Origin of the sequence: Herbaspirillum sp., assembly GCF_035644555.1 — a bacterium.
In the GTDB taxonomy this organism is placed as follows: domain Bacteria; phylum Pseudomonadota; class Gammaproteobacteria; order Burkholderiales; family Burkholderiaceae_D; genus Herbaspirillum.
On sequence record NZ_DASQOH010000043.1, the window covers coordinates 14,977 to 39,517 of the forward strand.

Here is a 24,541-nt window from a genome sequence, read left to right on the forward strand (position 1 = left end):
CCATTCCATGACTTCCTTGACTGAACGCTTCACCATCGGCCTGACCGGCGGCATCGGCAGCGGCAAGACCACCGTGGCCAATCTCTTCGGTGAACTGGGCGCCTCGCTGGTGGATACCGATGCCATCGCCCATGCCCTGACCGCGCCCGAGGGCCTGGCCATTGCCCCCATCCGCGCCCATTTCGGCGACGAATTCATCGATGCGCGAGGCGCCATGGACCGCGCGCGGATGCGCCATCACGTGTTTTCCCATCCCAACGCCCGCCATGCGCTGGAAGCGATCCTGCACCCACTGATCCGCAGCGAGACCATACGCCAGGCCGAGGTCGCCACCGGCAGCTACGTCATCTTCGTGGTACCGCTGCTGGTGGAATCCGGTACCTGGGTGGGGCGCGCCAGCCGCATCCTGGTGGTGGATTGCCCGGAACCGGTACAGGTGGCCCGTGTCATGCAGCGCAACGGCCTGCAGCGCGACGAGGTGGAAGCCATCATGGCCGCCCAGGCCAGCCGTCAGGCGCGGCTGGCGGTGGCCGACGACGTCATCGACAACGGCGGCGACAATGCCGCGCTGCCGGCCCAGGTGCAGGCCCTGCATGCACGCTACCTCGCGTTTGCCGGCGCTGCCTGAGCAGCCGACATGCGGCAGCGCGGGCGCACGGCGTGGCGCTGCCTGCGGCTTCATTTGATGCGGCCTGCATTTGTAATTTTCTGCTGCATGGGTCAGAATCACAGACATTGCAATGTTGACGAGGTTTTTGCACCAGCGTGGCCTGTCAGCGGCCTTCAACAAGTCCGGTTCACCAATAAAGGGATCATGCTTTGATCGTCTACGAATACCCTTTCAATGAGCGTATTCGCACGCTGTTGCGACTGGAAGATCTCTACGAGAAATTCGTCTTCTTCCTGCACCAGGAAAGCCCGCATCAGCATCACATCGCCCTTGCCACCATTTTCGAAATGCTGGAGGTCGCCGGACGCGCCGATCTCAAGTCGGACCTGCTGCAGGAGCTGGAGCGGCAAAAGCAGATCCTGCTGGCCTATCAGTCCAATCCCAATGTCGAGCCGGAGATGCTCAACGCCATCCTGGCCGAGGTGGACCAGGCCAGCAGCGCCCTGGCTGCGGCGCAAGGCAAGACCGGTCAGAACATCCGCGACAACGAATGGCTGATGAGCATCCGCGGTCGCACCATCATCCCGGGCGGCGCCTGCGAATTCGACCTCCCCGCCTATTACGCCTGGCAGCAACATTCCTTCGACCGCCGCTTCCAGGACATCTCCAACTGGTTCGCCCCCCTGATCCCGCTGTTCGACGCCATCGCCATCGTCATGCGATTGCTGCGCGAATCCGGCCATGCGGTGAAGATCAACGCCGAAGGCGGCAGTTACCAGCAGATGCTGCAGGGCAAGGTCTACCAGATGCTGCGCCTGTCGCTGGATATCGAACTGGGCGCGATCCCCGAGATTTCCGCCAACAAGTACATGCTGTGGGTGCGTTTCACCCAGCAGGATGGAGACGAGAAGCCGCGCTCCTTCGAGGGTGAAGTCCCCTTCGAACTGGCCCTGTGCGGCTTTTGACCCATAACGAACGAATTGAAGTAACGCGTATGGCGACGATAGTGGATTGTCCGACCTGTGGCACCAAGGTGGAGTGGAGTGAAAAGAACAAGTATCGGCCGTTCTGCTCCGAGCGCTGCAAGCAAATCGACCTTGGAGCCTGGGCGGAAGAAAAGTACACCATTCCCGCAGTGAACCTGCCGCTGGAAGACGAAGGGGACAAGCCCGTACAGTGATGACGGGCTTTTTCCTTCACATTTGCTCAAATCCCCGCTTTTGAATCCTGCATGGCTGGCAAGGCCAGGGCCAAGGCTTGAGCACGCTCACGCCGGCTCGCCGTAGCGCAACTGGTCCAGCCACTGGATCAGCGGAATGGTCGCCGGCAGCAGCGGCTGCACGCCCACGCTCCCCTGCCAGGCAAAGGCCTGGCCTTCCAGGCTTTGCGGCTCGCCGCGCCACTGGCGGCTGATGTAGAAGTGCAGACGCACATGGGCATGCGGATAGACGTGTTCGACGCCGCACCAGGGCTGGCCATCGATGACCTCAATGCCCAGCTCTTCCTTGAACTCGCGCTGCAAGGCAGCGAAGATGCTCTCCCCCGGTTCCACCTTGCCGCCGGGAAATTCCCAATAGCCCGCATAGGGCTTGCCTTCGGGGCGCTGGCCCAGCAGCACGTCACCGTTGGGCTGCATCAGGATGCCCACGGCGACGTCGATCGGCTTGGCGTCCTGGCGCATCAGGCCTGCGCCTTGCCGGCGTAATCACGGGCGAACTGCCAGGCCACGCGACCCGAGCGGGAACTGCGCTGCAGCGCCCAGCGCAGCGCGTCGGCGCGGGCTTCGGCGATCTGGGCGTCTGTGCAACCGAAGTGGCGCAGCCAGTGGGCGACGATGTCGAGGAAGTCGTCCTGCTTGAAGGGGTAGAAGGTCACCCACAGGCCGAAACGCTCGGAGAGCGAAATCTTTTCTTCCACCGTCTCGCCGGGATGCAGGTCGCCATCCTCGGTGTGGGTATAGGTGCTGTTGTCGGAGAGGCGCTCCGGCATCAGGTGACGGCGGTTGGAGGTGGCGTAGATGAGCACATTGTCCGATTGCGCGGCGATGCTGCCGTCCAGCGCCACCTTCAGCGCCTTGTAGCCGCCCTCGCCTTCCTCGAAGGAAAGATCGTCGCAGAAGACGATGAAGCGCTCCGGGCGCGCCGCCACCAGTTCGACGATGTCCTGCAGGTCGTGCAGGTCGTCCTTGTCCACCTCGATCAGGCGCAGGCCACGGTCGGCGTACTGGTTCAGGCAGGCCTTGATCAGCGAAGACTTGCCGGTGCCACGCGCGCCGGTCAGCAGCACGTTGTTGGCCGGGCGGCCTTCGACGAACTGGCGGGTATTCTGGTCAATCTGTTCCTTTTGCGGGCCGATATTGTGCAGGTCGGACAGGCCGATCCGCGAAATCTGGCCCACGGCCTGCAGGTAGCCGGCACGCTGGGCGGTGGCACCGCGCCACCGGAAGGCGACGGCGGCGTTCCAGTCCGGTTCGCGGGCAGCGGCATTGGGCAGGATGGCTTCGACGCGCGCCAGCAAGGCTTCGGCACGCTGCAGGAATTGGTCTAACTGGGTCATGGTGATCAGTGCCTGGGATGGGCTTGAAAGTAGATGCGACGCCACATTGTGGCGCAACGCGGCGGCGGGCGGCGTGAATAAAATTGTTCCGAGGGCGCGGGCATTCATGTTGCCATCACCATCCCGGTCGCTGCCGGCCCGGGGATGATGGGCCGGCGGCGGCAGTTCCTGTCGGGGATCAGGAACGGTAGTCGGCGTTGATCGACACGTAATCGTGCGACAGGTCGCAGGTCCAGATGGAGGCCTTGGCCGTGCCGCGCGCCAGCTTCACGCGCACCACGATCTCGGCCTTCTTCATGACGCGCTGACCGTCTTCCTCACGGTAATCGGGGTTGCGGCCGCCGTCCTTGGCGACCCAGACATCGTCCAGCCAGAGGTTGATCCTGGACACATCCAGGTCGTCGATGCCGGCATAGCCGATGGCGGCCAGGATGCGACCCAGGTTCGGATCGGAGGCGAAGAAGGCGGTCTTGACCAGCGGCGAGTGGCCGATGGAATAGGCGATCTGGCGGCATTCTTCGACGCTCTTGCCGTCTTCCACGGCCACTTCGATGAACTTGGTGGCGCCTTCGCCATCGCGCACGATCTGGTGCGCCAGATGCTGCGACAGGTCGGTGACGGCGGCGGCCAGTTGCTTGTAGTCGTCGCTGTCGGCGCTGGTGATCTCCAGTTCGCCGGCGCCGGTGGCCATCAGGATGAAGGAATCGTTGGTCGAGGTGTCGCCATCGATGGTGATGCAGTTGAAGGAGTGGTCGGCGGCATCCTTGACCAGCTGGTTCAGCAGCGCCTGCGGCAGCTTGGCGTCGAAGGCCAGGAAGCCCAGCATGGTGGCCATGTTGGGCTTGATCATGCCGGCGCCCTTGCTGATGCCGGTCATCACCACCTGCTTGCCACCGATGCTCAGGGTGCGCGAAGCGGCCTTGGGCTGGGTGTCGGTGGTCATGATGGACTCGGCCGCGTTGAACCAGTTGTCGGCCTTCAAGTTGCCGATGGCCTGCGGCAGGCCGGCGATGATGCGGTCTGCCGGCAGCGGCTCCAGGATCACGCCGGTGGAAAACGGCAGGATCTGCTGCGGCTCCACGCCCATCTGCTGGGCCAGGGCGGCGCAGACCGACCTGGCGCGCTGCAGGCCTTCTTCACCGGTGCCGGCGTTGGCATTGCCGGTATTGATGACCAGCGCGCGGATGGGCTTGGCGGCGCTCAACTGGGCCAGGTTGGCCTGGCAGATCTGCACCGGTGCAGCGCAGAAGCGGTTCTTGGTGAATACGCCGGCCACGGTGGCGGTCTCGGCCAGCTTCATGACCAGCACGTCCTTGCGATTGGACTTGCGCACACCCGCCTCGGCATGGCCGAGTTCGATGCCGGCAACGGCTTTGAGGTCGGAAGGGACGGGGATCGGGGAATTGACGGCCATGGCGAGCTTTCAGCGTAAAAATCGGAACGCGTATTTTAAACACTTTCCGTCACCGGCTGATGACGCAGGAACTCGGTTTCGATGATCTCCGCGCTCATCCTGGCCCATTGCGCATACTGGCCCTGGCCGGGGTGGAAGCGGTCGATGGCCATTTCATGCGGCAGCGCCCATTGCAGCGAGCAATAGCGTAGCGCGGCCTCGGCGCCTATCCAGTCGCGCAGTGCGCGGTCCAGCTTGCGGGCATAGCACCCCAGGTACCAGCGCAGCGGCTGCGGTGCCACCGGCAGCAGGTGCATGGGCGGCAAACCCGAGAAGACGATATGCTCCACGCCGGCCTGGACCATGAGGCGCTCACACAGCAGGCGCAGATTGGCGATGTAGCGCTGCGGCGCCATCTGCGAGGTCACGTCGTTGACGCCCAGCGCCACCACCAGCACGGTGGCCGGGCCGATCTCGTGGCGCGCCAGCAGGTCCAGCGCTTCCAGCGAATTGACGCCGCTCTGCGCCACCAGCTGCCAGGCCACCGGCCGGCCGCTGCGCGCGGCCAGGTGATGCGCCAGGGGCTGGGCCAGGGCCTGCTCCTGGTGCGCCACGCCCACGCCGGCGGCGGACGAATCGCCGACCACCAGCAGACGCAGCGGGATTACCCCGGCGCGCGCGGCGTAGGGCTGCTCCATGCCGCTGCGCGGCCCCTCTGCTTCGGGCAGGCGCAAGGCCGTCCGGCGCAGGCGCCGGGCCTGCCACAGCAGCAGCGGACCGAGCAGGATCTTGGCCAGCATCAGCATGCCGGGTGCCGATCAGGGCAGCAGGTTCTTGACCACCACCAGCCAGGGTCGCTGCGCGATCGGCTGTGCCCGGCCCTGCTCATCCACCGGAATCAGCGATTCGGAGACCGAATTGAAGACATTGCCACCGATCACGCCGGCCCAGCCGTCATCGGCATGCACCTCCACCACCATGTCGCAATGCCCGGCCAGACCCGGACGTATCTCGTCCAGGGTGGTCGCATTGTTGTTGCCGCGCGGGGCGCAGATCAGGTCACCGGGTGCGATGGCCTCGCTCTCGGCAGGGCGCAGCACGAATTGTGGCGAGGGGCGCGACTGCCGTTCCTTGAGGAAGCTCAGGTAGTTGAAGTGGGTTTCGTTGGGGGCGAAATCCTGGGGCGGGACATTGCTGCTGACCATCAGCCAGGAAATGAAAGCGGCCGACCAGGCCTGCTGACAGTCGGCCCCGGTCAGGTTCTTGCCGACCGCATGCCAGTATTCCGCCACGCGCTGCACGGCCTCCCCTTCATCCTCCAGCAAGCCCAGGCGCGGCGCGCTGAAGGGCTCGTGACGCATGTCGATCTGCTGGTTGCCGAAGAAATCCCACTCGGCCTTGGCCGCGGCCACCAGCGCGGCCCGCGTAGGCGGGGCGGTACTGATGGCCACGGCCGGCACACCGGTATTGGTGACCGGGATGGCCGGGGTGACCGGTGCGTAGCCGACGTTGTCACCGTCGCGCCATTGCGGCATGGGGGACGAGGCGCAACCGGCCAGCAGCATGGCGGCGAGGGCCGCGCAGAGCGTGGCGCGCGACAGCGGGGAAGAGCCGAAAGCACGGAAAGCGCGGAAAGGCGTAGCGGACATCATCTTCTTGTTCTCCTGAAGGGCAGACCCTGGCTGCCGGTGCGCTCATGATAAGGCCAGCCGGGCAGGCAGCGCAGCGCCCAGCAAAAAGGCCGTTCACCCGGGCGGGGGAACGGCCTTGCGAGCTACCGCTGGCGTGAAATCAGGCCAGCTTGCCGTGGCACTGCTTGTACTTCTTGCCGCTGCCGCACGGGCAGGGGTCGTTGCGACCGACCTTGGGATATTCCGAACCGTCGTCGCTGTCGGCCTGGGCGGTCGGCGCCAGCAGTTCCTCGGGTGCGGCTTCCGGATTGAAGTCGGCGTGCTGGTAGTTGACGTTGATGGGCGAGCCGCCGGCCATGCTTTCCTCGGCCGCTTCGATTTCCTCGCGGCTCTGGATGCGGACCGTCATGACCACCTTGATCACTTCGTTCTTGATCAGGTCCAGCATCTGGGCGAACAGTTCGAAGGCTTCGCGCTTGTATTCCTGCTTGGGGTTCTTCTGCGCATAACCACGCAGGTGGATGCCCTGGCGCAGGTGATCCAGCGCCGCCAGGTGTTCGCGCCAGTGGTTGTCGATGCTCTGCAGCATGACGCTGCGCTCGAACCCGGCGAAGGCTTCCACGCCGACCACGGCCACCTTGGCATCGTAGGCATCCTTGGCCGCCGTCAGCAGGCGCTCCAGCAGGTCTTCGTCGGACAGGTCCGGCTCGGCGGCCAGCATCGCTTCCAGCGAAACGTCGAGCTGCCATTCGCCCGCCAGCACGGCTTGCAGGCCGGGGATGTCCCACTGCTCTTCCATCGACTCGGCCGGCACGTACTGGCGGAACAGGTCGGTGAAGACGCCATCGCGCAGGGAGGCGATCATCTCGGCCATTTCCACCGATTCCAGCAGCTCGTTGCGCTGCTGATAGATCACCTTGCGCTGGTCGTTGGCGACGTCGTCGTATTCCAGCAATTGCTTGCGGATGTCGAAGTTGCGGGCTTCCACCTTGCGCTGGGCAGATTCGATGGAGCGGCTGACGATGCCGGCCTCGATCGGTTCGCCTTCGGGCATCTTCAGGCGGTCCATGATGGCGCGCACGCGGTCACCGGCGAAGATGCGCAGCAGCGCGTCGTCCAGCGACAGGTAGAAGCGCGAGGAACCCGGATCGCCCTGGCGGCCGGAACGGCCACGCAGCTGGTTGTCCACGCGCCGCGATTCGTGACGTTCGGTACCGATGATGTGCAGGCCGCCGGCGTTGACCACGTGGTCGTGCAGGGACTGCCATTCATCGCGCAGCTGCTGCGACCTGGCGGTCTTGTCGGCATCCGACAGGGATTCGTCGGCTTCGATGAGCTGGATCTGCTTGCCCACGTTGCCGCCCAGCACGATGTCGGTACCGCGACCGGCCATGTTGGTGGCGATGGTGATCATCTTGGGACGACCGGCCTGGGCCACGATCTCTGCTTCGCGGGCGTGCTGCTTGGCGTTCAGGACATTGTGCGGCAGCTTGGACTTGGTCAGGATGCCCGAGAGCAGTTCCGAGTTCTCGATCGAGGTGGTGCCCACCAGCACGGGCTGGCCGCGCTCGTAGCAGTCCTGGATGTCCTTGACCATCGCCATGTACTTCTCTTGCGCGGTCTTGTAGACCTGGTCCTGGCGGTCCTTGCGGGCATTGGGACGGTTGGGCGGGATCACCACGGTTTCCAGGTGATAGATTTCCTGGAATTCGTAGGCTTCGGTATCGGCCGTGCCGGTCATGCCGGATAGCTTGGCATACATGCGGAAGTAGTTCTGGAAGGTGATCGAGGCCAGGGTCTGGTTCTCGTTCTGGATCTTCACGCCTTCCTTGGCTTCCACCGCCTGGTGCAGGCCGTCGGACCAGCGGCGGCCGGTCATGAGACGACCGGTGAATTCGTCCACGATCACCACTTCGCCGTTCTGCACAACGTAGTGCTGGTCGCGGTGGTACAGGGTGTGGGCGCGCAGGGCGGCGTACAGGTGGTGGATCAGGGTGATGTTGGCGGCGTCGTACAGCGACGCGCCCTCGGGCAGCAAGCCCATCTGGGTCAGGATCTCTTCGGCCTTGTCGTGGCCGGCTTCGGTCAGCAGTACCTGGTGGCTCTTCTCGTCCTTGGTATAGTCACCGGGGACTTCCACCTTGCCTTTGCCGTCCGGGGTTTCTTCGCCGATCTGCAGCGTCAGCAGCGGCGGCACCGCATTCATCTTGTGGTACAGCTCGGTGTGGTTCTCGGCCTGGCCGGAGATGATCAGCGGGGTACGCGCTTCGTCGATCAGGATCGAGTCCACTTCGTCGACGATGGCGAAGTTCAGGGCGCGCTGCACGCGGTCGTCGGCATCGAAGACCATGTTGTCGCGCAGGTAGTCGAAGCCGAATTCGTTGTTGGTACCGTAGGTGATGTCGGCCGCGTAGGCCTCCTGCTTGACGTCGTGCTCCATCTGCGACAGGTTCACGCCGGTGGTCAGGCCCAGCCAGCTGTAGAGTTGTCCCATGTCGTCGGCGTCGCGCTGGGCCAGGTAGTCGTTGACGGTGACCACGTGTACGCCCTTGCCGGCCAGGGCATTGAGGTAGGCCGGCAGGGTCGCCATCAGCGTCTTGCCTTCGCCGGTGCGCATTTCGGCGATCTTGCCGAAGTGCAGGGCCATGCCGCCGATGAGCTGGACGTCGAAGTGGCGCATCTTGAGCACCCGACGGCTGGCTTCCCGGCATACCGCGAAGGCTTCCGGCAGGATCGCGTCGAGCGTCTCGCCGCCGGCGATGCGTTGCTTGAATTCGGGCGTCTTGGCTTGCAGTTCGGCGTCGGTCAGCTTCTCGACCGAGGGCTCCAGCGCATTAATCTGGCGGACGATTTTTTGATATTGTTTGAGCAGACGCTGGTTACGGCTGCCGAAAATCTTGGTCAGGAATGACATGCTTGGATTCTATAAAAGCGCCGATGAACGATCCGGCAGATAGACGTTTGGCACCCGGCCGTGGGGTTCCGGCCGACAACGCCCGAAAATAAACCATGGATTCTAGCACGCAGGCCCGTGGCAATGGCTTTGGCGCCCGGCCCGGGGCAGTAAAGCCTTAGATCGGGCGGCTTTGCAAGGTTTCAAGATGGAACGGACGGCGGCAGGAATATTCGTGCCGCCGCGGCGCCTGCCGGTGCGGCTCAGCGGCCGGCCACGAAGACCGGCATCTGCTTGGGCTGGTTGCCGCCATTGGCGCCCAGCGCGAGGAACTTGCGCGGATCCTGGGCGATACCGCGGATGCGCACCTCGAAATGCAGGTGGGCGCCGGTGGAACGACCGGTGGAACCGACATCGGCCACGTGCTGGCCGCGCTTGACGATGTCGCCCACCTTCACGAACAGGCGCGAGGCGTGGGCATAGCGGGTGATGATGTTGTTGCCGTGGTCGATTTCCAGCATATTGCCAAACTGGTAATGATATTCAGAGGCGATCACCACGCCGGCAGCTGCCGCCACGATGCGGGTGCCGACCGGGGCCGGGAAGTCCAGGCCTTCATGGAAGGCATTGTGGCCGGTGAAGGGATCGAGGCGCCAGCCGAAGCTCGACGAGTTGTAGGCGACGTTGACCGGCTGGTTGGTCGGCAGCAGGCGCGACTTGATCTTGTCGCTCATCAGGGTGGATTCGACGGCGTTGAGATAATCGGTCCGATGACCGGCGTCCACCGCAAGGTTGTCCAGCATGCGGCGCAGCTCGTCGAGGCCGACATCGCGGCCCGGGCCGGCCAGACTGGAGACCTCGGCGCCGCCGCGACCGGGCGACTCCTTGAAGTTGAATTCCTCGGGACGGATGCCGGCCAGGCCCTGCACCCGCTCGCCCAGCGCATCCAGGCGCATCATCTGGGCCTGCATCTCGCCGACCTTGACGGCCATCATGGCCAGGTTTTCCTTGAGGAATTTTTCGTTGCGGCCGTCCTCTTCCTGGCTCATCGATACCGCCAGCTTGTGCAGCAGCGGGGAGGCATCGGGGTCTCCGGCCTGGCGCAGCAGGAAGTAGGTGATCAGCGTCGAGGAGCCGGCGATCAGGCCGACCAGCAGGAACATCAGGATGAACAGGTGCTTGCTGCCCAGCGTGACGGAACGGGCTTTGGTGAAACGGGGGTGCAGCAGGATAATTTGCATCTTTGCTCCTTGGTCTCCGGCCGGTCAGACACCGGATGTGATAAGGTTTAAAGATGAAGTACCCATCTACGTTCACCCCTTATCGGCCTGCCCCCACGAGCGCCCAACGCATGGCGAAGAGCACGAAGGGAGCCGCGGATTTCTTGCGGTCGAATTCGACGATGGCGGCGCTGTTGCCCGCCCTGGCTCGCATGGGCACGCTGCAGCGATCAGTCGCCGCGGCATTGCCGACGATGTTTGCGGCCTGTCAGATCTTGCAGTTCGAAGCTGGTGTGCTGGTCATGAGCGCACCCAACGCAGCGCTGGCGGCCCGGCTGAAGCAGCAAACCCCGAAGCTGCAGGACCGCCTGCTGAAGGACGGATGGCAGGTTAATTCAATCCGAATCAAAGTGCAAGTTGGCAAGATGGCCCCTCCCCCGGTGCAGAAACGGGTGCTGGAGCTGACCGATGGCGCCCTCTCCTCCTTTGCCGAACTCAGCAGTACGCTGGCCAGCGACCCGCGTAGCCAGGGTCTGAAGGAAGCCATCGACGCCATGATACGGCGTCGCGCGGCCCGCCCATCATCCAAGGAAACGGGAGAAGCCCCGCCAATTTCCGAAGGAAAATAGACGGGATTCGGGATCTGGATAAAAAATTTACAAGATTGTCAGGCGGTCCCGTCACGCTGACGGTCGGTTGCGCTTCAGTTCAGCGCCCACTCCTGCTTGGCCTGCATCACATAGGTACGCGGGGCCTGCTCGAGGGTATCGAAGCTGACGATTTCATAGGCATCGGGTTGCGACAGCAACTCGCGCAGCAGCAGGTTGTTCAGTCCGTGACCGGACTTGTGGGCGTCGTAGCTGGCCAGCAAGGGATGGCCGATGATGTAGAGGTCGCCGATGGCGTCCAGGATCTTGTGACGCACGAATTCGTTGTCGTAGCGCAGGCCATCGGCGTTGAGGATGCGGTACTCGTCCATGACGATGGCGTTCTCGAACGAACCGCCGCGCGCCAGCCCCATGCCGCGCAGGGTTTCCACGTCCTGCATGAAACCGAACGTGCGCGCGCGGGCGATTTCCTTGACGTAGGAGTCGATGCCGAAATCGACCTCGGCGACCTGGCCGGTGCCATCCACGGCCGGGTGGTTGAATTCGATGAAGAACTTCAGGCGGAAGCCGTCATAGGGTTCCAGGCGCGCCCATTTTTCCTTGTCGCCACTGCCTTCGCGCACTTCCACCGGCTTCTTGACGCGGATGAATTTCTTGGCCGCATTCTGCTCCTGCAGGCCGGCCTGCTGCAGCAGGAAGACGAAGGACGAGGCCGAGCCATCCATGATGGGGATTTCTTCGGCGGTCAGGTCGATATACAGGTTGTCGATGCCCAGGCCGGCGCAGGCCGACAGCAGGTGTTCGACGGTGGAAACCTTGGCACCATCCTTGGTCAGGGTCGAGGCCATGCGGGTGTCGCCCACGCCGGTGGCCATCATCGGCAGCTCGACCACCGGATCCAGGTCGACGCGACGGAAGATGATGCCGGTGTCGGGCGCGGCCGGGCGCAGGGTCAGCTCGACCTTGGTGCCGGAGTGCAGACCCACGCCCGTGGTCTTGACCAGATTCTTGATTGTGCGCTGTTTCAACATCCGGCCATTATAGCCAAGATGCCCTCTCGCCGCCCCGCTACGGCGCGGCTTTGTTGCAAATCGTTCCCATCTGCAAAGACCCGGCAGTGCGGGCTCGCAACGGCTCCTTGTACGACTTGCCATTTCCATAAAGCAAAACGGCATGCCGCAGCATGCCGTCGCAGGATTCCCGGAGGAAATCAGCCCAGCTGGCCCAGCAGGGTCTCGGCGTTGGACACCTCGAACTTGCCCGGTGCTTCCAGGTTCAGCTGCTTGACCACGCCATCTTCGAGCAGCATCGAATAGCGCTGCGAACGCACGCCCATGTTGCGTTCGGTCAGGTCGAACTCCATGCCCAGCGCCTTGGTGAAGGTGGCGCTGCCGTCGCCGAACATGCGCACGATGCCGGTGGCCTTCTGGTCGCGGCCCCAGGCGCCCATGACGAAGGCATCATTGACGGAGAGGCACCAGATCTCGTCCACACCCTTGGCCTTGAACTGGTCCGCCAGGGCGATGTAGCCCGGCACGTGCTTGGCCGAACAGGTCGGAGTGAAGGCGCCGGGCAGGGCGAACAAGGCAATCTTCTTGCCCTTGACCAGGTCCGACACCTTGAAGGCGTTGGGGCCCAGGCTGCAGCCTTCGGTCTCGGTCTCGATGAATTCGGTCAGGGTGCCTTCGGGCAGGCGGTCGCCGATCTTGATGGTCATGGTGTTTCCTCGTCTGGTTGTATAAGTGATCTAGGTGATGAATCTGGCCCGATTGATCGATCGGACAGATGAGTTGCCCGCAGGCGACGCACGAAAAAACGCCGCGCACCAGGCGCGGCGTTAGTATGCCCTGTAACCGGCCGGCCTGCTTCGACTGCGCAGGCCAGCGGCAAAGACCCGACTCAGTCCGCCTGCTTGCGCAGGAAGGCCGGGATGTCGTAGGTCTCCATGCCGTTCTTTTCCAGCGCGCGCACGGTGTCGGAAGCCGACTCGCGACGCCACACGGCCGGGGCCTTCAGGCCACCGAAGGCAGCAGCCGGTTGCGCTGCGCCTTGCGGCATGGCGCCACCGACGGCCATCATCGGTTCGTTGTGGGTACCGGTACGCATGACCGGGGTCTGCACCAGTTGCACAGCCTTGCGGGCACGGCCCAGGCCGGTGGCCACCACGGTGACGCGGATCTCGTCGCCCATGCTGTCGTCGTAGGCGATACCCTGGGCGATGGAAGCGTCAGGGGCAGCGAAGGCACGCACGGTCGCCATCACTTCCTTGATTTCCTTACCCTTCAGGCCACGGCTGGCGGTCACGTTGACCAGCACGCCGCGGGCGCCCGACAGGTCGATGCCGTCCAGCAGCGGCGAGGCCACGGCCTGCTCGGCGGCCACGCGGGCGCGGTCCACGCCGGCAGCGGTGGCGGTACCCATCATGGCCTTGCCCTGCTCGCCCATGATGGTCTTGACGTCGTTGAAGTCGACGTTGATGTGACCCGGGACATTGATGATCTCGGCGATACCGGCCACGGCATTGTTGAGCACGTCATCGGCGTGCGACAGCCATTCGATCATGCTGTCGTCTTCGTAGATCTCTTCCAGCTTTTCATTGAGGATGATGATCAGCGAATCCACATGCTGGGTCAGCTCTTCCAGACCGGCGTCCGCGATGTCCATGCACTTCTGGCCTTCGTAGGAGAACGGCTTGGAGACCACGGCCACGGTCAGCGCGCCCAGCGACTTGGCCACCTGCGCCACCACCGGTGCAGCACCCGTACCTGTGCCGCCACCCATGCCGGCGGCGATGAAGACCATGTGCGCGCCGCGCAGCGAATCCTCGATGCGGGCACGGGTTTCCTCGGCCAGGCGACGCCCGACCTCGGGCTGCATGCCGGCACCCAGACCGGTATCCCCGATCTGGATGACGTTGTGCGCCTTGGATTGCTTGAGCGCCTGGGCGTCCGTGTTGGCGGCGATGAACTCGACGCCAGAGACACCCTTGTTAATCATGTGCTGCACGGCATTGCCGCCAGCACCGCCAACGCCCACGACCTTGATGATCGTACCCAGCGTCGCATTGTCGACCATATCGATTTCCATGATGACTCCTTTAAATATATGTGTCCTGCAGCTGGCAGTTGATAGGCATCACGCGGTGTGACGACTAGCAACTGATCACTGCTGTCTATATGCTCAATTCCCTGTTGTTGCTGCTTTTACTGTTGAAACCAATACTGCCGATGCCACGAATGCTACGAATGAATGTTGCGAGTCATGCCTGATACCGCTATTCCAACAAAACCGTCCTGCCCATCTGCTGACGTCCCGTCCATGTCGACTGCCTGAACCCTACAGCCGTTACGCCAGCGCCCACCAATGCTTTTACATCCTGATGCATTCCGCCAGCCGCGCGTGATGCCTGCGGGACGCGGTCCTCAGAAGTTGCCGAGGAACCATTCCTTCATGCGCTGCCAGACCGCCTTCACCGAACCCTCCTGGCGGGTCACGATGTAGCCGCGCAGGTATTGCTTCTTGGCTTCCTGCAACAGGCCCAGCACGGTCGAGTAGCGCGGGCTGCGCACCACGTCGGCCAGCTGGCCGCTGTATTCGGGAGTCCCCAGGCGGGCCGGCTTCAAGAAGATGTCTTCGGCCAGCTCGGTCATGCCCGGCATCATCGCCGAGCCGCCGGTGAGGACAATGCCGGAGGACAGCACCTCTTCGTAACCCGACTCGCGCACCACCTGGTGCACCAGCGCGAACAGCTCTTCCACGCGCGGCTCGATGACCGCCGCCAAGGCCTGGCGCGACAGCGTGCGCGGATTGCGGTCGCCCAGGCCGGGCACTTCCAGGGTCTCGGTCGGATCGGCCAGGATCTGCTTGGCCACGCCATAACGCAGCTTGATCTCTTCGGCTTCCAGCGTCGGGGTGCGCAGGGCCATGGCGATATCGTTGGTGATCTGGTCACCGGCAATGGGGATCACGGCGGTGTGCCGGATCGCGCCTTCGGTGAACACCGCCACGTCGGTCGTGCCGCCGCCGATATCGACCAGCACCACGCCCAATTCGCGCTCGTCGGTGGTCAGCACCGAATCGGCCGAGGCCATCGGTTGCAGGATCAGGTCCGATACTTCCAGGCCACAGCGGCGCACGCACTTGACGATGTTCTGCACGGCAGAGACAGCGCCGGTGACGATGTGGACCTTCACTTCCAGGCGGATGCCGCTCATGCCGATGGGCTCACGCACATCTTCCTGGTTGTCGACGATGAATTCCTGCGGGACCGTGTGCAGCAGTTGCTGGTCGGTCGGGATGTTGACCGCCTTGGCGGTCTCGATCACGCGGGAGACGTCGGCCGCCGTGACTTCCTTGTCCTTGATGGCCACCATGCCGCTGGAGTTGAAGCTGCGGATGTGGCTGCCGGCGATCCCGGTATAGACATTGCGGATCTTGCAGTCGGCCATCAGCTCGGCCTCTTCCAGGGCGCGCTGGATGGACTCGACGGTGGCCTCGATATTGACCACCACGCCCTTCTTGAGGCCCTTGGATTCGGACTGCCCCAGCCCGATCACTTCATGGCGGCCGTCGGGCAGCACCTCGGCCACCACCGCCACCACTTTCGAGGTGCCGATGTCGAGGCCGACGATCAGATTCTTTGCGTCTTTTGTCATAGTGTTCCGCTTATTTCTTTTTCCCGTTCATCGCCGCCAGCACCATTCCATCCGCCTTCAGGGCCATCCCGTTGGGATAGCGCAAGTCGACGCTTTCTATCTTGCCCTGCAATCGTTCCACCAGTTGCGGATACACCGCCACCAGCCTGGCCACACGTTCCTTCAGGACCGCATCGCCCTGATCACGCCCCAGTTCGACCGTCATGCCGTTGTCCAGGCGCACCGTCCAGGCATAGCGATTGGACAGCACCAGCGACTCCGGCTCCAGCTTGATCGGTGCGAACCACTGGCGGAACTGCGCCAGACGCTCCACCACCTGCTTCTCGCTGCCGGGCGGGCCATCGAATTCCAGCAGGTCACCGTCGTCCTCGGCCTCGGCCAGGTTGGCGGTGAACACATCGCCCTTCTGCGACAACAACTTGCCATCTTCACCCCAGGTACCCAGGGCCTTGTGTTCCTCGATCTTCACCACCAGCCGGTCCGGCCATTCACGCCGTACCATGGCCTTGCGCACCCAGGGCACGGCCTCGAAGGCCGCCCGCACCGCCGTCAGGTCGGCGGTGAAGAAATTGCCATGGATGCGCGGCACCGCTGTCGCCCGCACCGTCAACGCGTTGACCTTTTCCAGCGGCAACTCGCTGGCCGATTCAATGCGTATCGTGTGCAGCGTAAACATCGGCCGCTGCGCCACCCACCACAAACCTGATGCCACCAGGGCCAGCAGCACCAGCGCAATGAGCGCACTGCTGATGGCGTTGAGCATCTTGACGTCCTGCCACATCGACGCGCGCGCTCCCTTAGACCCGAACCATCACGACTGGCCCGCCTGCGGCGTCCAGTCCTTGGAAGGCGTCATGTCCAGCGCCGCCATCTGCAGGATCTCGCAACACAGGTCTTCGTAGCTCATGCCCACCGCCTTGGCCGCCATCGGCACCAGCGAATGACCGGTCATGCCGGGCGAAGTGTTGATTTCCAGCAGGTAGGGTTCGGCCTTGCCGTCGGCTTCCCGCAGCATGAAATCGACGCGGCTCCAGCCACGGCAACCCAGCGCATTGAAAGCCTGTACCGCCAGATCACGCAGATGGCGAGTCAGTTCCTCGTCAAGCGGGGCCGGACACAAATATTTCGTGTCATCGGTGAAATACTTGTTCTGGTAATCATAGTTACCCTCCGGTGCGCGGATTTCGATGACCGGCAAGGCACGCGCCTCACGGCCCGTCCCCAGCACCGGCACGGTCAGCTCGCGACCGCGGATGAATTCTTCGGCCAGCACCACGCTATCGTAGCGGGCGCACAGGTCGAAGCCTTCCTGCATGTCCGAATAGCCGTTGACCTTGGCGATGCCGATGGTCGAGCCTTCGTGCGGGGCCTTGAGCATCAGAGGCAGGCCCAGTTCGTCCGGTACCAGGCGCAGCTGCTCGCGGCTGGTGGCCTTGGCGTCCAGCGTCAGGAAGCGCGGCGTGGGCAGGCCGTGCGAGAGCCAGATGCGCTTGGTCATGACCTTGTCCATGGCAATGCTGGAAGCCATCACTCCGGGGCCGGTATAGGGCAGGCCCATCTGTTCCAGCGCACCCTGCAGAGTGCCGTCTTCGCCGTAGCGTCCATGCAGGGCGATGAAGACGCGATCGAACTTCTCGGCCTGCAGTTCGCCCAGCGAGCGCACGGCGGGGTCGAAGGGATGCGCATCCACGCCCTTGCTGCGCAAGGCTTGCAGCACGCCATTGCCCGACATCATCGACACTTCGCGTTCGGCCGAACGGCCGCCGAAGAGCACGCCGACGCGGCCGAAGGCCTTGATCTGGTCCTGGCTGATCATGCGGCCCCCTGTTCGTTCTTGCCGCCGGCCTGCGCCACCAGGCGCGCCGGTACGGCGGAAATCGATCCCGCACCCATGGTCATGACCACATCGCCATCGCGCACCACGTTGCGGATGGTCTCGGGCATGTCGCCGATGTCATCGACGAATACCGGCTCCACCTTGCCGGCCGCGCGCAGGGCATGCGCCAACGAACGGCCGTCGGCGGCCACGATGGGCGCTTCACCGGCCGCATAGACCTCACCCAGTACCAGCACGTCCGGCGAGGACAGCACCTTGACGAAGTCCTCGAACAGATCGCGGGTGCGGGTATAGCGGTGCGGCTGGAAGGCCAGCACCAGGCGGCGGCCCGGATAGGCGCCACGGGCGGCGGCAATGGTGGCGGCGGTTTCGACCGGATGGTGACCGTAGTCGTCCACCAGGGTGAAGTGGCCGGCCGGCTTGCCCTGGGCATCGATGATCGGTACTTCGCCGTAGCGGGTGAAGCGGCGACCGACGCCATTGAATTCGGTCAGCGCCTTCTGGGTGGCGGCGTCGTCCACGTCCAGCTCGCGGGCAATGGCGATGGCGGCGCAGGCGTTCTGCACGTTGTGCATGCCGGGCTGGTTCAGGCTCACCTGCATGGGTGCATAGCCGTCCTGGATCACGGTGAACTCCATCTTGCCGTCCACCGCCTTGGCGTCGATGGCACGCACGTCGGCGTCGTCATGGAATCCGTAGGTGAGGATGGGCTTGGAGACCATCGGCATGATCTCACGCACATGCGGATCATCCAGGCACAGCACGGCCACGCCGTAGAACGGCAGGCGCTGGGTGAATTCGACGAAGGCCTGCTTCAGACGCGCGAAGTCATGGTTGTAGGTCTCCATGTGATCGGCGTCGATGTTGGTGATCACCTCAATGACCGGCGTCAGGTTGAGGAAGGAGGCATCGGATTCGTCGGCCTCGGCCACGATGAATTCCCCGGTACCCAGCTTGGCATTGGCGCCGGCGCTGGTGAGGCGGCCACCGATGACGAAGGTGGGGTCCAGTCCGCCCTGCGCCAGTACGCTGGCCACCAGGCTGGTGGTGGTGGTCTTGCCGTGGGTGCCGGCGATGGCAATGCCCTTCTTCAGGCGCATCAGCTCGCCCAGCATCACCGCACGGGGCACGATGGGGATGTGCTTCTTGCGCGCTGCCAGCACTTCCGGATTGTCACCCTTGACGGCGGTGGAGGTGACGATGGCGTCGGCGCCTTCGATGTTCTCGGCCGCATGGCCGTAGCGGATGCAGGCACCCAGTTGCGCCAGGCGCTGGGTGGCGGCGTTGCTGCCCAGATCGGAGCCGGAGACGCCATAGCCCAGGTTCAGCAGAACCTCGGCGATGCCGCTCATCCCGGAGCCGCCGATACCGACGAAGTGGATGTTCTTGACGCGATGCTTCATGGTGTTACCAGTCCTTCCAGCACGCGCGCGATTGCCTCGTTGGCATCGCGCCGGCCTTGTTCGTATGCCGCCTGTGCCATTTCATGGCATGCAGCGCGGTCCAGTTTCTGCAGCAAACCGGCCAGGTGTTCCGGCGTCAGTTCGCGTTGTGGCAGGTGGATCGCCGCCTTGTTGGCGGCCATCCACCTGGCGTTGTCGATCTGGTGCGAGGTCGTCGAGACCGCCAGCGGCACCAGCACGCTGGCCACGCCAGCGGCGGTCAGCTCGGAGACCGTGATCGCGCCGGCGCGGCAGATCACCAGATCGGCCTCGGCGTAGCGACGCGGCATGTCGTCGATGAAATCGAGCACCTCGGCCTGTACGCCGGCAGCTTCATAGGCCGCGCGCAGCGCGACGATATGCTGCTTGCCTGACTGATGCGTGACTTGCGGACGCAACTCGACAGGCAGGCGGGCCAGCGCGGCAGGCACGTTGTCGTTCAGTACCTTGGCACCCAGGCTGCCGCCCACCACCAGGATCTTCAGCGGGCCGCTGCGCGTGGCATAACGCTCGCCTGGTTGCGGCAGGGCGATGATTTCCTTGCGCACCGGATTGCCGGTGACCTCGGCCTTTCCGGCTGCCCGGCCGAAATCGGCGGGGAAACCGAACAGCACCTTGTCGGCCAGCGGCGTGAGGGTCTTGTTGGACAGCAGCAGCGCCGCATCGGCATTGACCAGCACCAGCGGCTTGCCGCGCAGGCGCGCCATCGCGCCACCCGGCACGGTGACGTAGCCCCCCATGCCCAGCACCACGTCCGGGCGACGCTGGCCGAGGATGCTGAAGCATCGGAAGAAGCTCGCCGCCAGGCGCCACACGCCCTTGACCGTATGCATCAGGCCCTTGCCGCGCAGACCGGCGAAGACGATGCTGTCCATCTCCACGCCGTGGCGCGGTACCAGATCGCACTCCATGCCGTGCGTGGTGCCCAGCCAGGATACCTGCCAGCCACGTGCACGCATGGTCTCGGCAATGGCCAGGCCGGGGAAGATATGGCCACCGGTCCCGGCCGCCATGATCAGCAGCTTGCGCGGCGCGCTCATAGGCGACCTCCGCGCATCAGGACCCGGTTTTCGTAATCGATGCGCAACAGGATGGCCAGGCCGACGCAGTTCAACAGCACGCCCGATCCCCCGTAGCTCATCAGTGGCAAGGTCAGGCCCTTGGTGGGCAAGAGACCCAGGTTCACCCCCATGTTGATGAAAGCCTGCACACCCAGCCAGATGCCGATGCCCTTGGCCACCAGGCCGGCAAAGGTCAGGTCCAGCGCGATGGCCTGGCGGCCGATCTCGAAGGCGTGCTTGACCAGCCAGTAGAACAGCAGCACCACCACCAGCACGCCGACGAAACCGAGTTCCTCGCCGATCACCGCCAGCAGGAAGTCGGTATGCGCCTCCGGCAGGTAATGCAATTTTTCCACGCTGCTGCCCAGGCCCACGCCGAACAGCTCGCCACGCCCGAAGGCGATCAGCGAGTGCGACAGCTGGTAGGCCTTGCCCAGCGCATTTTCTTCTTCCCAGGGATTAAGGTAGGCGAAGATGCGCTCGCGCCGCCAGGGCGAGGTCACGATGACCAGCGAGAACACGCCTACCAGCGTGGCGCCGATGCCGCCGAACCAGACGCCATTGATACCTCCCAGGAACAGGATGCCCATGGCGATGCAGACGATCACGCCGAAGGCGCCAAGGTCGGGTTCCAGCAGCAGCAACAGACCTACCAGGCCGACGGCTGCGGCCATCGGGAAGAAACCCTTGACCAGCTTGTGCATCACCGCCTGCTTGCGCACCGTGTAGTCGGCCGCATAGAGGACGATGAACAGCTTCATCAGTTCGGAAGGCTGCAGGTTGATGATCTTCAGCGAGAGCCAGCGCTTGGCGCCGTTGACGCCCTTGCCCACGCCGGGTACCAGCACCATCAGCAGCAGGATCAGGGTGATGCCGAACAGGTAGGGCGCCCACTTCTGCCAGGTCTCGATGCGCACGCGGAAGGCCAGCGCACCGGCGATGATGGAGACCACGATGAAGATCGCCTGGCGGATCAGGAAGTGGTAATTCGAGTAAGAGGCGTACTTGGGCGAATCCGGCAAGGCCACCGAGGCCGAATACACCATCACCATGCCGAACAGCATCAGCAGCAGGACCACCCAGATCAGTGGCTGGTCGTATTCCATCATGCGCGAGCGCTGTTCGAAACCGATGCTGCCCGATGCGCTGCCACGGCCACTGCGCGCACGTCCGGCGGCCACCGGAGCGGCCTCCTTGAGACCGCCCAGCCAGCTGCGCATCGAGGACAGGTTCAGTTTCATGCCAGCACCTCGCCACGCGAGAGCGCCAGCTCACGCACCGCGTCCACGAAGACCTCGGCGCGATGGGCGTAGTTGCGGAACATGTCCAGGCTGGCGCAGGCCGGGGACAGCAGCACGATGTCGCCGGCGCGCGCGATCTCGCCGGCCTTTTCGACAGCGGCTTCCAGGCTGGCGCAATCGATCAGCTCGACACCGCTGTCGGCCAGCGCTGCCCGGATGGCGGGGGCGTCACGACCGATCAGCAATACGGCGCGTGCATATTTCTGCACCGGCAGGTCCAGTGGCGAAAAGTCCTGGCCCTTGCCATCGCCACCGGCGATCAGCACGATGCGGTTTGGACGACCACCCAGGCCCAGTCCGTTCAGGGCCGCCACGGTGGCGCCGACATTGGTGCCCTTGCTGTCGTCGTAGTAATCCACTTCCTGGATCACGCCGACCAGCTCCACCCGGTGCGGCTCGCCGGTGTAGTCGCGCAGGCCGTGCAGCAGCGGCGCCATCGGCAGGTCGATGGCGCGGCACAAGGCCAGCGCGGCCAGTGCATTCATGGCGTTGTGGGCGCCGCGGATCTTGAGGGCATCGGCCGGCATCAGGCGCTTCAGGGTGACCGGAGGCGGCAGCATGTCCTTCTGCTTGCGGCGCCGCTTGCCTTCCGGCACCTCGTCGTCTTCATGCACGAAGGCATTGGCCAGCCACAGCATGCCGTTGTCATTGACCAGGCCAAAGCTGTTGGGCGCGGTCGGTTCATCCAGGCCGAAGGTCGACAGCGGCGCGGCGCCGGAGGCCATCTCCATCACCAGCGCATCATCACGATTGAGCACGCGCACGGTACCCTGGCCGAAGATACGGGCCTTGTCGGCGGCATAGTTTTCCATGCTGCCGTGCCAGTCCAGATGGTCCTGGGTCAGGTTCAGCACGGTGGCCGCATGCGGCTGCAGGCTGTGCGTGGTGTGCAGCTGGAAGCTGGACAGTTCCAGCACCCAGGCCTGCGGCATGCTGCCGCGATAGGTCGGTTCGGGCGGCGGCGGTGGCGGGACTTCGACCAGCGCGTCTTCCTCGGCCTTGCGGGAGACTTCCATGAAGTCGCCCAGGTTCATCGCTTCGCCAGTCGTGGCGGGCATATCGGGTTCGGCCTGCGGCACGACGTCGGAGGCCACTTGCAGGGTGGCGGCGACGGCGGGGTCGACTGTTTCTGCAGCGACCGGCGTTTCGGCCAGCTCAGCGCTTTCAGGGACTTCGCTCGCCTCAGTGGTCTCAGTAATCTCAGCGACCTGCAGGTCTGTTTCGACAGCCTCGTTCGGCTGTTGCGCCGGCCCGGTCGCTTCACCGTCGTCAGCCGTTGCCAGCAGGTCCAGCTGCGGGGCAGCGGGTGCATCAGTCGACAGATCAGCAGACAATTCAGCGGACGATTCAGCCGGCAGATCGGCCTGCAGCACCGGCACGGAAATCGCTGCCGCTTCTTCGATACGGGCGGCGGCGCGGCGATGCTTTTCGGCCTCGGCTGCCTGCTGGGCATCCAGCACCGCTTGCTGGGCGGCTTGCGCCTCGGCTTCGGCCTGCGCCTGGGCTGCGGCGATCGCATCCTGCTCGGCCAGTTCGGCCAGGAAGACCTTGTCCCGGATCACCGCTTCGCGCAACACATCCAGCGCGGCCGGGCTGATATTGCCGGCCACTTGCACCGACAGGCCGGCACGCTGACACAGCAGGCCGGTCAGGCGCGTCACCGTGGTCTTGCCGTTGGTGCCGGTGATGGCCAGGACCTTGGGCTGGTACAGCGTTTCTTCGCGCAAGGCGGCCAACGCCTGGGCGAACAGTTCGATCTCACCCCACAGCGGCAGGCCACGCTCGGCGATGGCCGGCATCAAGGGGGCCAGCGCGCCTCCGGGTGCCAGGCCCGGACTGACGGTGACAAAGTCCACGCCCTCCAGCAGGGACGGCGACAAGGCCTGACCCAACACGGCCTGGGCCTCGGGTGCCTCACCGCGCAGGGCGGCCAGGCGCTCGGCCAGGGCCGCTTCGCCTCGGGTATCGGCCACGCGCACGCTGGCGCCGCAGTAGACCAGCCACCGCGCCATTGCCAGGCCGGACTCACCGAGTCCGAGCACCAGAACGTGTTTGCCCGAGTAATTCATCGTTGTTTCCAAACTCACTTCTCTAAGACCTGCCTGCTACAAAGGCGCCACTGGCTGATTCGCGAGGGGCGCCGTGTTTTCTTTCATTGCGGGGATCAGCGCAGCTTCAGCGTCGACAAGCCCACCAGCACCAGCATCATGGTGATGATCCAGAACCGCACTACCACCTGGGTTTCCTTCCAGCCCTTCTGCTCGTAGTGATGGTGCAGCGGCGCCATCAGCAGGACGCGACGGCCGGTGCCGAAACGCTTCTTCGTATATTTGAAATAGGCCACCTGGATCATCACCGAGAGGGTCTCCACCACGAAGATGCCACCCATGATGAAGAGCACGATTTCCTGGCGCACGATCACGGCGATGGTGCCCAGTGCGCCGCCCAGCGCCAGCGCGCCGACGTCACCCATGAACACCTGCGCCGGGTAGGCGTTGTACCAGAGGAAGGCCAGGCCGGCGCCGCCCATGGCGCCGCAGAAGATCAGCAGTTCGCCGGCGCCCGGAATGTGCGGGATGAACAGATATTTGGCGTAGCTGGCATTGCCGGTCAGGTAGGCGAACAGGCCCAGGGCCGCCCCCACCAGCACGGTCGGCATGATGGCCAGGCCATCCAGGCCATCGGTCAGGTTGACGGCATTGCTGGTGCCGACGATGACGAAATAGGTCAGCGCGATGAAGCCCCACACCCCCAGCGGATAGCTGACGGTCTTGAAGAAGGGCACGATCAGGTCGGCCTTGGGCGGCAGGTCCAGGCTGAAGCCGGAACGCACCCAGGCCACGAACAGGTCGAAGACCTTCATGTTGCTCACTTCCGAGACCGAGAAGGCCAGGTAGAAGGCCGCCACCAGGCCGATCAGCGACTGCCAGAAATACTTTTCACGCGAGCGCATGCCCTGCGGGTCGCGATAGACCACCTTGCGATAGTCATCGACCCAGCCGACGGCGCCGAAACCGAGCGTGACGATCAGCACGATCCAGACGAAACGGTTGGACAGGTCGGCCCACAGCAACGTGGAAATGCCAATGCCGATCAGGATCAGCACGCCGCCCATGGTGGGGGTACCGGACTTGATCAGGTGGGTCTGGGGACCATCGGTGCGCACCGCCTGGCCGACCTTCATGCGGGTCAGCATGCGGATCACGGCCGGGCCTGCGATCATGCCGATCAACAACGCCGTCAGCGTGGCAAACACCGCGCGGAAGGTGATGAAGTTGAACAGGCGCAGAAAGCCGAAATCCTGTTGAAAATTCTGTGCGAGCCAGACCAGCAT

Annotated in this window: 22 protein-coding genes; 4 read left to right on the top strand and 18 right to left on the bottom strand. The window is 64.2% G+C overall.

From position 1 onward, the window contains the following. The first annotated feature begins 7 nt into the window (after positions 1-7). From coaE to yacG, 3 genes are all read left to right on the top strand, one after another. Complete coding sequence (gene coaE, locus VE092_RS10580) at positions 8-628, top strand: dephospho-CoA kinase (protein ID WP_324876465.1); 621 nt, start codon at positions 8-10, stop codon at positions 626-628. Positions 629-819: 191 nt separating this feature from the next. Next, positions 820-1,575 carry a cell division protein ZapD gene (gene zapD, locus VE092_RS10585; RefSeq protein WP_324876467.1) on the top strand — a complete coding sequence of 252 codons (756 nt, stop codon included), beginning with the start codon at positions 820-822 and terminating at the stop codon, positions 1,573-1,575. A gap of 29 nt (positions 1,576-1,604) precedes the next feature. Beyond that, on the top strand, positions 1,605-1,790 hold the full coding sequence (gene yacG / locus VE092_RS10590; protein ID WP_034336666.1) for a DNA gyrase inhibitor YacG: 186 nt from the start codon (positions 1,605-1,607) through the stop codon (positions 1,788-1,790). An 87-nt stretch (positions 1,791-1,877) separates the two neighbouring features. On the opposite strand, the gene VE092_RS10595 is transcribed toward yacG, so the two are convergent. The 7 genes from VE092_RS10595 to VE092_RS10625 form a co-directional block, all read right to left on the bottom strand. Then, on the bottom strand, positions 1,878-2,291 hold the full coding sequence (locus VE092_RS10595; protein ID WP_324876470.1) for an NUDIX domain-containing protein: 414 nt from the start codon (positions 2,289-2,291) through the stop codon (positions 1,878-1,880). Then, entirely contained in the window at positions 2,291-3,166 is an 876-nt protein-coding gene (locus tag VE092_RS10600) for an ATP-binding protein (RefSeq protein WP_006713179.1), read from the bottom strand. The genes VE092_RS10595 and VE092_RS10600 overlap by 1 nt, the downstream gene beginning before the upstream one ends. Before the next feature lie 178 nt (positions 3,167-3,344). Next, positions 3,345-4,580 carry a bifunctional glutamate N-acetyltransferase/amino-acid acetyltransferase ArgJ gene (gene argJ, locus VE092_RS10605; RefSeq protein ID WP_324876473.1) on the bottom strand — a complete coding sequence of 412 codons (1,236 nt, stop codon included), beginning with the start codon at positions 4,578-4,580 and terminating at the stop codon, positions 3,345-3,347. 35 nt (positions 4,581-4,615) lie between these two features. After that, positions 4,616-5,359, bottom strand: a complete 744-nt coding sequence (locus VE092_RS10610) for an SGNH/GDSL hydrolase family protein (protein ID WP_324876475.1) — start codon at positions 5,357-5,359, stop codon at positions 4,616-4,618. Positions 5,360-5,377: 18 nt separating this feature from the next. Then, on the bottom strand, positions 5,378-6,211 hold the full coding sequence (locus VE092_RS10615; RefSeq protein ID WP_414653461.1) for a DUF2272 domain-containing protein: 834 nt from the start codon (positions 6,209-6,211) through the stop codon (positions 5,378-5,380). A 139-nt stretch (positions 6,212-6,350) separates the two neighbouring features. Next, positions 6,351-9,104, bottom strand: coding sequence for a preprotein translocase subunit SecA (gene secA / locus VE092_RS10620; protein WP_324876477.1), 2,754 nt, complete (start codon positions 9,102-9,104; stop codon positions 6,351-6,353). A 242-nt stretch (positions 9,105-9,346) separates the two neighbouring features. Next, complete coding sequence (locus VE092_RS10625; RefSeq protein ID WP_324876479.1) at positions 9,347-10,324, bottom strand: M23 family metallopeptidase; 978 nt, start codon at positions 10,322-10,324, stop codon at positions 9,347-9,349. A 53-nt stretch (positions 10,325-10,377) separates the two neighbouring features. Between VE092_RS10625 and VE092_RS10630 the strand changes: the two genes are divergently transcribed. Further along, the gene (locus tag VE092_RS10630; RefSeq protein ID WP_324876481.1) at positions 10,378-10,932 is read left to right on the top strand and encodes a DciA family protein; all 555 of its coding nucleotides are present in this window, start codon (positions 10,378-10,380) and stop codon (positions 10,930-10,932) included. A gap of 74 nt (positions 10,933-11,006) precedes the next feature. On the opposite strand, the gene lpxC is transcribed toward VE092_RS10630, so the two are convergent. The 11 genes from lpxC to mraY all read right to left on the bottom strand — a co-directional run bounded on the left by lpxC (position 11,007) and on the right by mraY (position 24,541). Then, entirely contained in the window at positions 11,007-11,942 is a 936-nt protein-coding gene (gene lpxC, locus VE092_RS10635; RefSeq protein WP_324876483.1) for a UDP-3-O-acyl-N-acetylglucosamine deacetylase, read from the bottom strand. Positions 11,943-12,121: 179 nt separating this feature from the next. After that, positions 12,122-12,628, bottom strand: a complete 507-nt coding sequence (locus VE092_RS10640) for a peroxiredoxin (RefSeq protein WP_006713165.1) — start codon at positions 12,626-12,628, stop codon at positions 12,122-12,124. Between the two features lie 182 nt (positions 12,629-12,810). Next, complete coding sequence (gene ftsZ, locus VE092_RS10645) at positions 12,811-13,998, bottom strand: cell division protein FtsZ (RefSeq protein WP_324876486.1); 1,188 nt, start codon at positions 13,996-13,998, stop codon at positions 12,811-12,813. A gap of 335 nt (positions 13,999-14,333) precedes the next feature. Continuing rightward, complete coding sequence (gene ftsA / locus VE092_RS10650) at positions 14,334-15,566, bottom strand: cell division protein FtsA (protein ID WP_008334543.1); 1,233 nt, start codon at positions 15,564-15,566, stop codon at positions 14,334-14,336. A 10-nt stretch (positions 15,567-15,576) separates the two neighbouring features. Next, positions 15,577-16,347, bottom strand: a complete 771-nt coding sequence (locus VE092_RS10655; RefSeq protein WP_324876488.1) for a cell division protein FtsQ/DivIB — start codon at positions 16,345-16,347, stop codon at positions 15,577-15,579. Positions 16,348-16,377: 30 nt separating this feature from the next. After that, a complete protein-coding gene (locus tag VE092_RS10660) occupies positions 16,378-17,382 on the bottom strand; it encodes a D-alanine--D-alanine ligase (protein ID WP_324876490.1) in 1,005 nt (334 codons plus the stop codon). Further along, positions 17,379-18,806 (bottom strand): UDP-N-acetylmuramate--L-alanine ligase, encoded by a 1,428-nt coding sequence (gene murC / locus VE092_RS10665; protein WP_324876493.1) that lies wholly within the window; start codon positions 18,804-18,806, stop codon positions 17,379-17,381. The genes VE092_RS10660 and murC overlap by 4 nt, the downstream gene beginning before the upstream one ends. After that, positions 18,803-19,885: an undecaprenyldiphospho-muramoylpentapeptide beta-N-acetylglucosaminyltransferase gene (gene murG / locus VE092_RS10670; protein ID WP_324876495.1), complete on the bottom strand. Its 1,083-nt coding sequence runs from the start codon at positions 19,883-19,885 to the stop codon at positions 18,803-18,805. Before murG ends, murC begins: the two co-directional genes overlap by 4 nt. Continuing rightward, positions 19,882-21,147 carry a putative lipid II flippase FtsW gene (ftsW, locus tag VE092_RS10675; protein ID WP_324876497.1) on the bottom strand — a complete coding sequence of 422 codons (1,266 nt, stop codon included), beginning with the start codon at positions 21,145-21,147 and terminating at the stop codon, positions 19,882-19,884. Before ftsW ends, murG begins: the two co-directional genes overlap by 4 nt. Next, positions 21,144-23,276, bottom strand: a complete 2,133-nt coding sequence (gene murD / locus VE092_RS10680) for a UDP-N-acetylmuramoyl-L-alanine--D-glutamate ligase (protein ID WP_324876499.1) — start codon at positions 23,274-23,276, stop codon at positions 21,144-21,146. Before murD ends, ftsW begins: the two co-directional genes overlap by 4 nt. 95 nt (positions 23,277-23,371) lie before the next feature. Continuing rightward, a complete protein-coding gene (gene mraY, locus VE092_RS10685) occupies positions 23,372-24,541 on the bottom strand; it encodes a phospho-N-acetylmuramoyl-pentapeptide-transferase (protein ID WP_324876501.1) in 1,170 nt (389 codons plus the stop codon).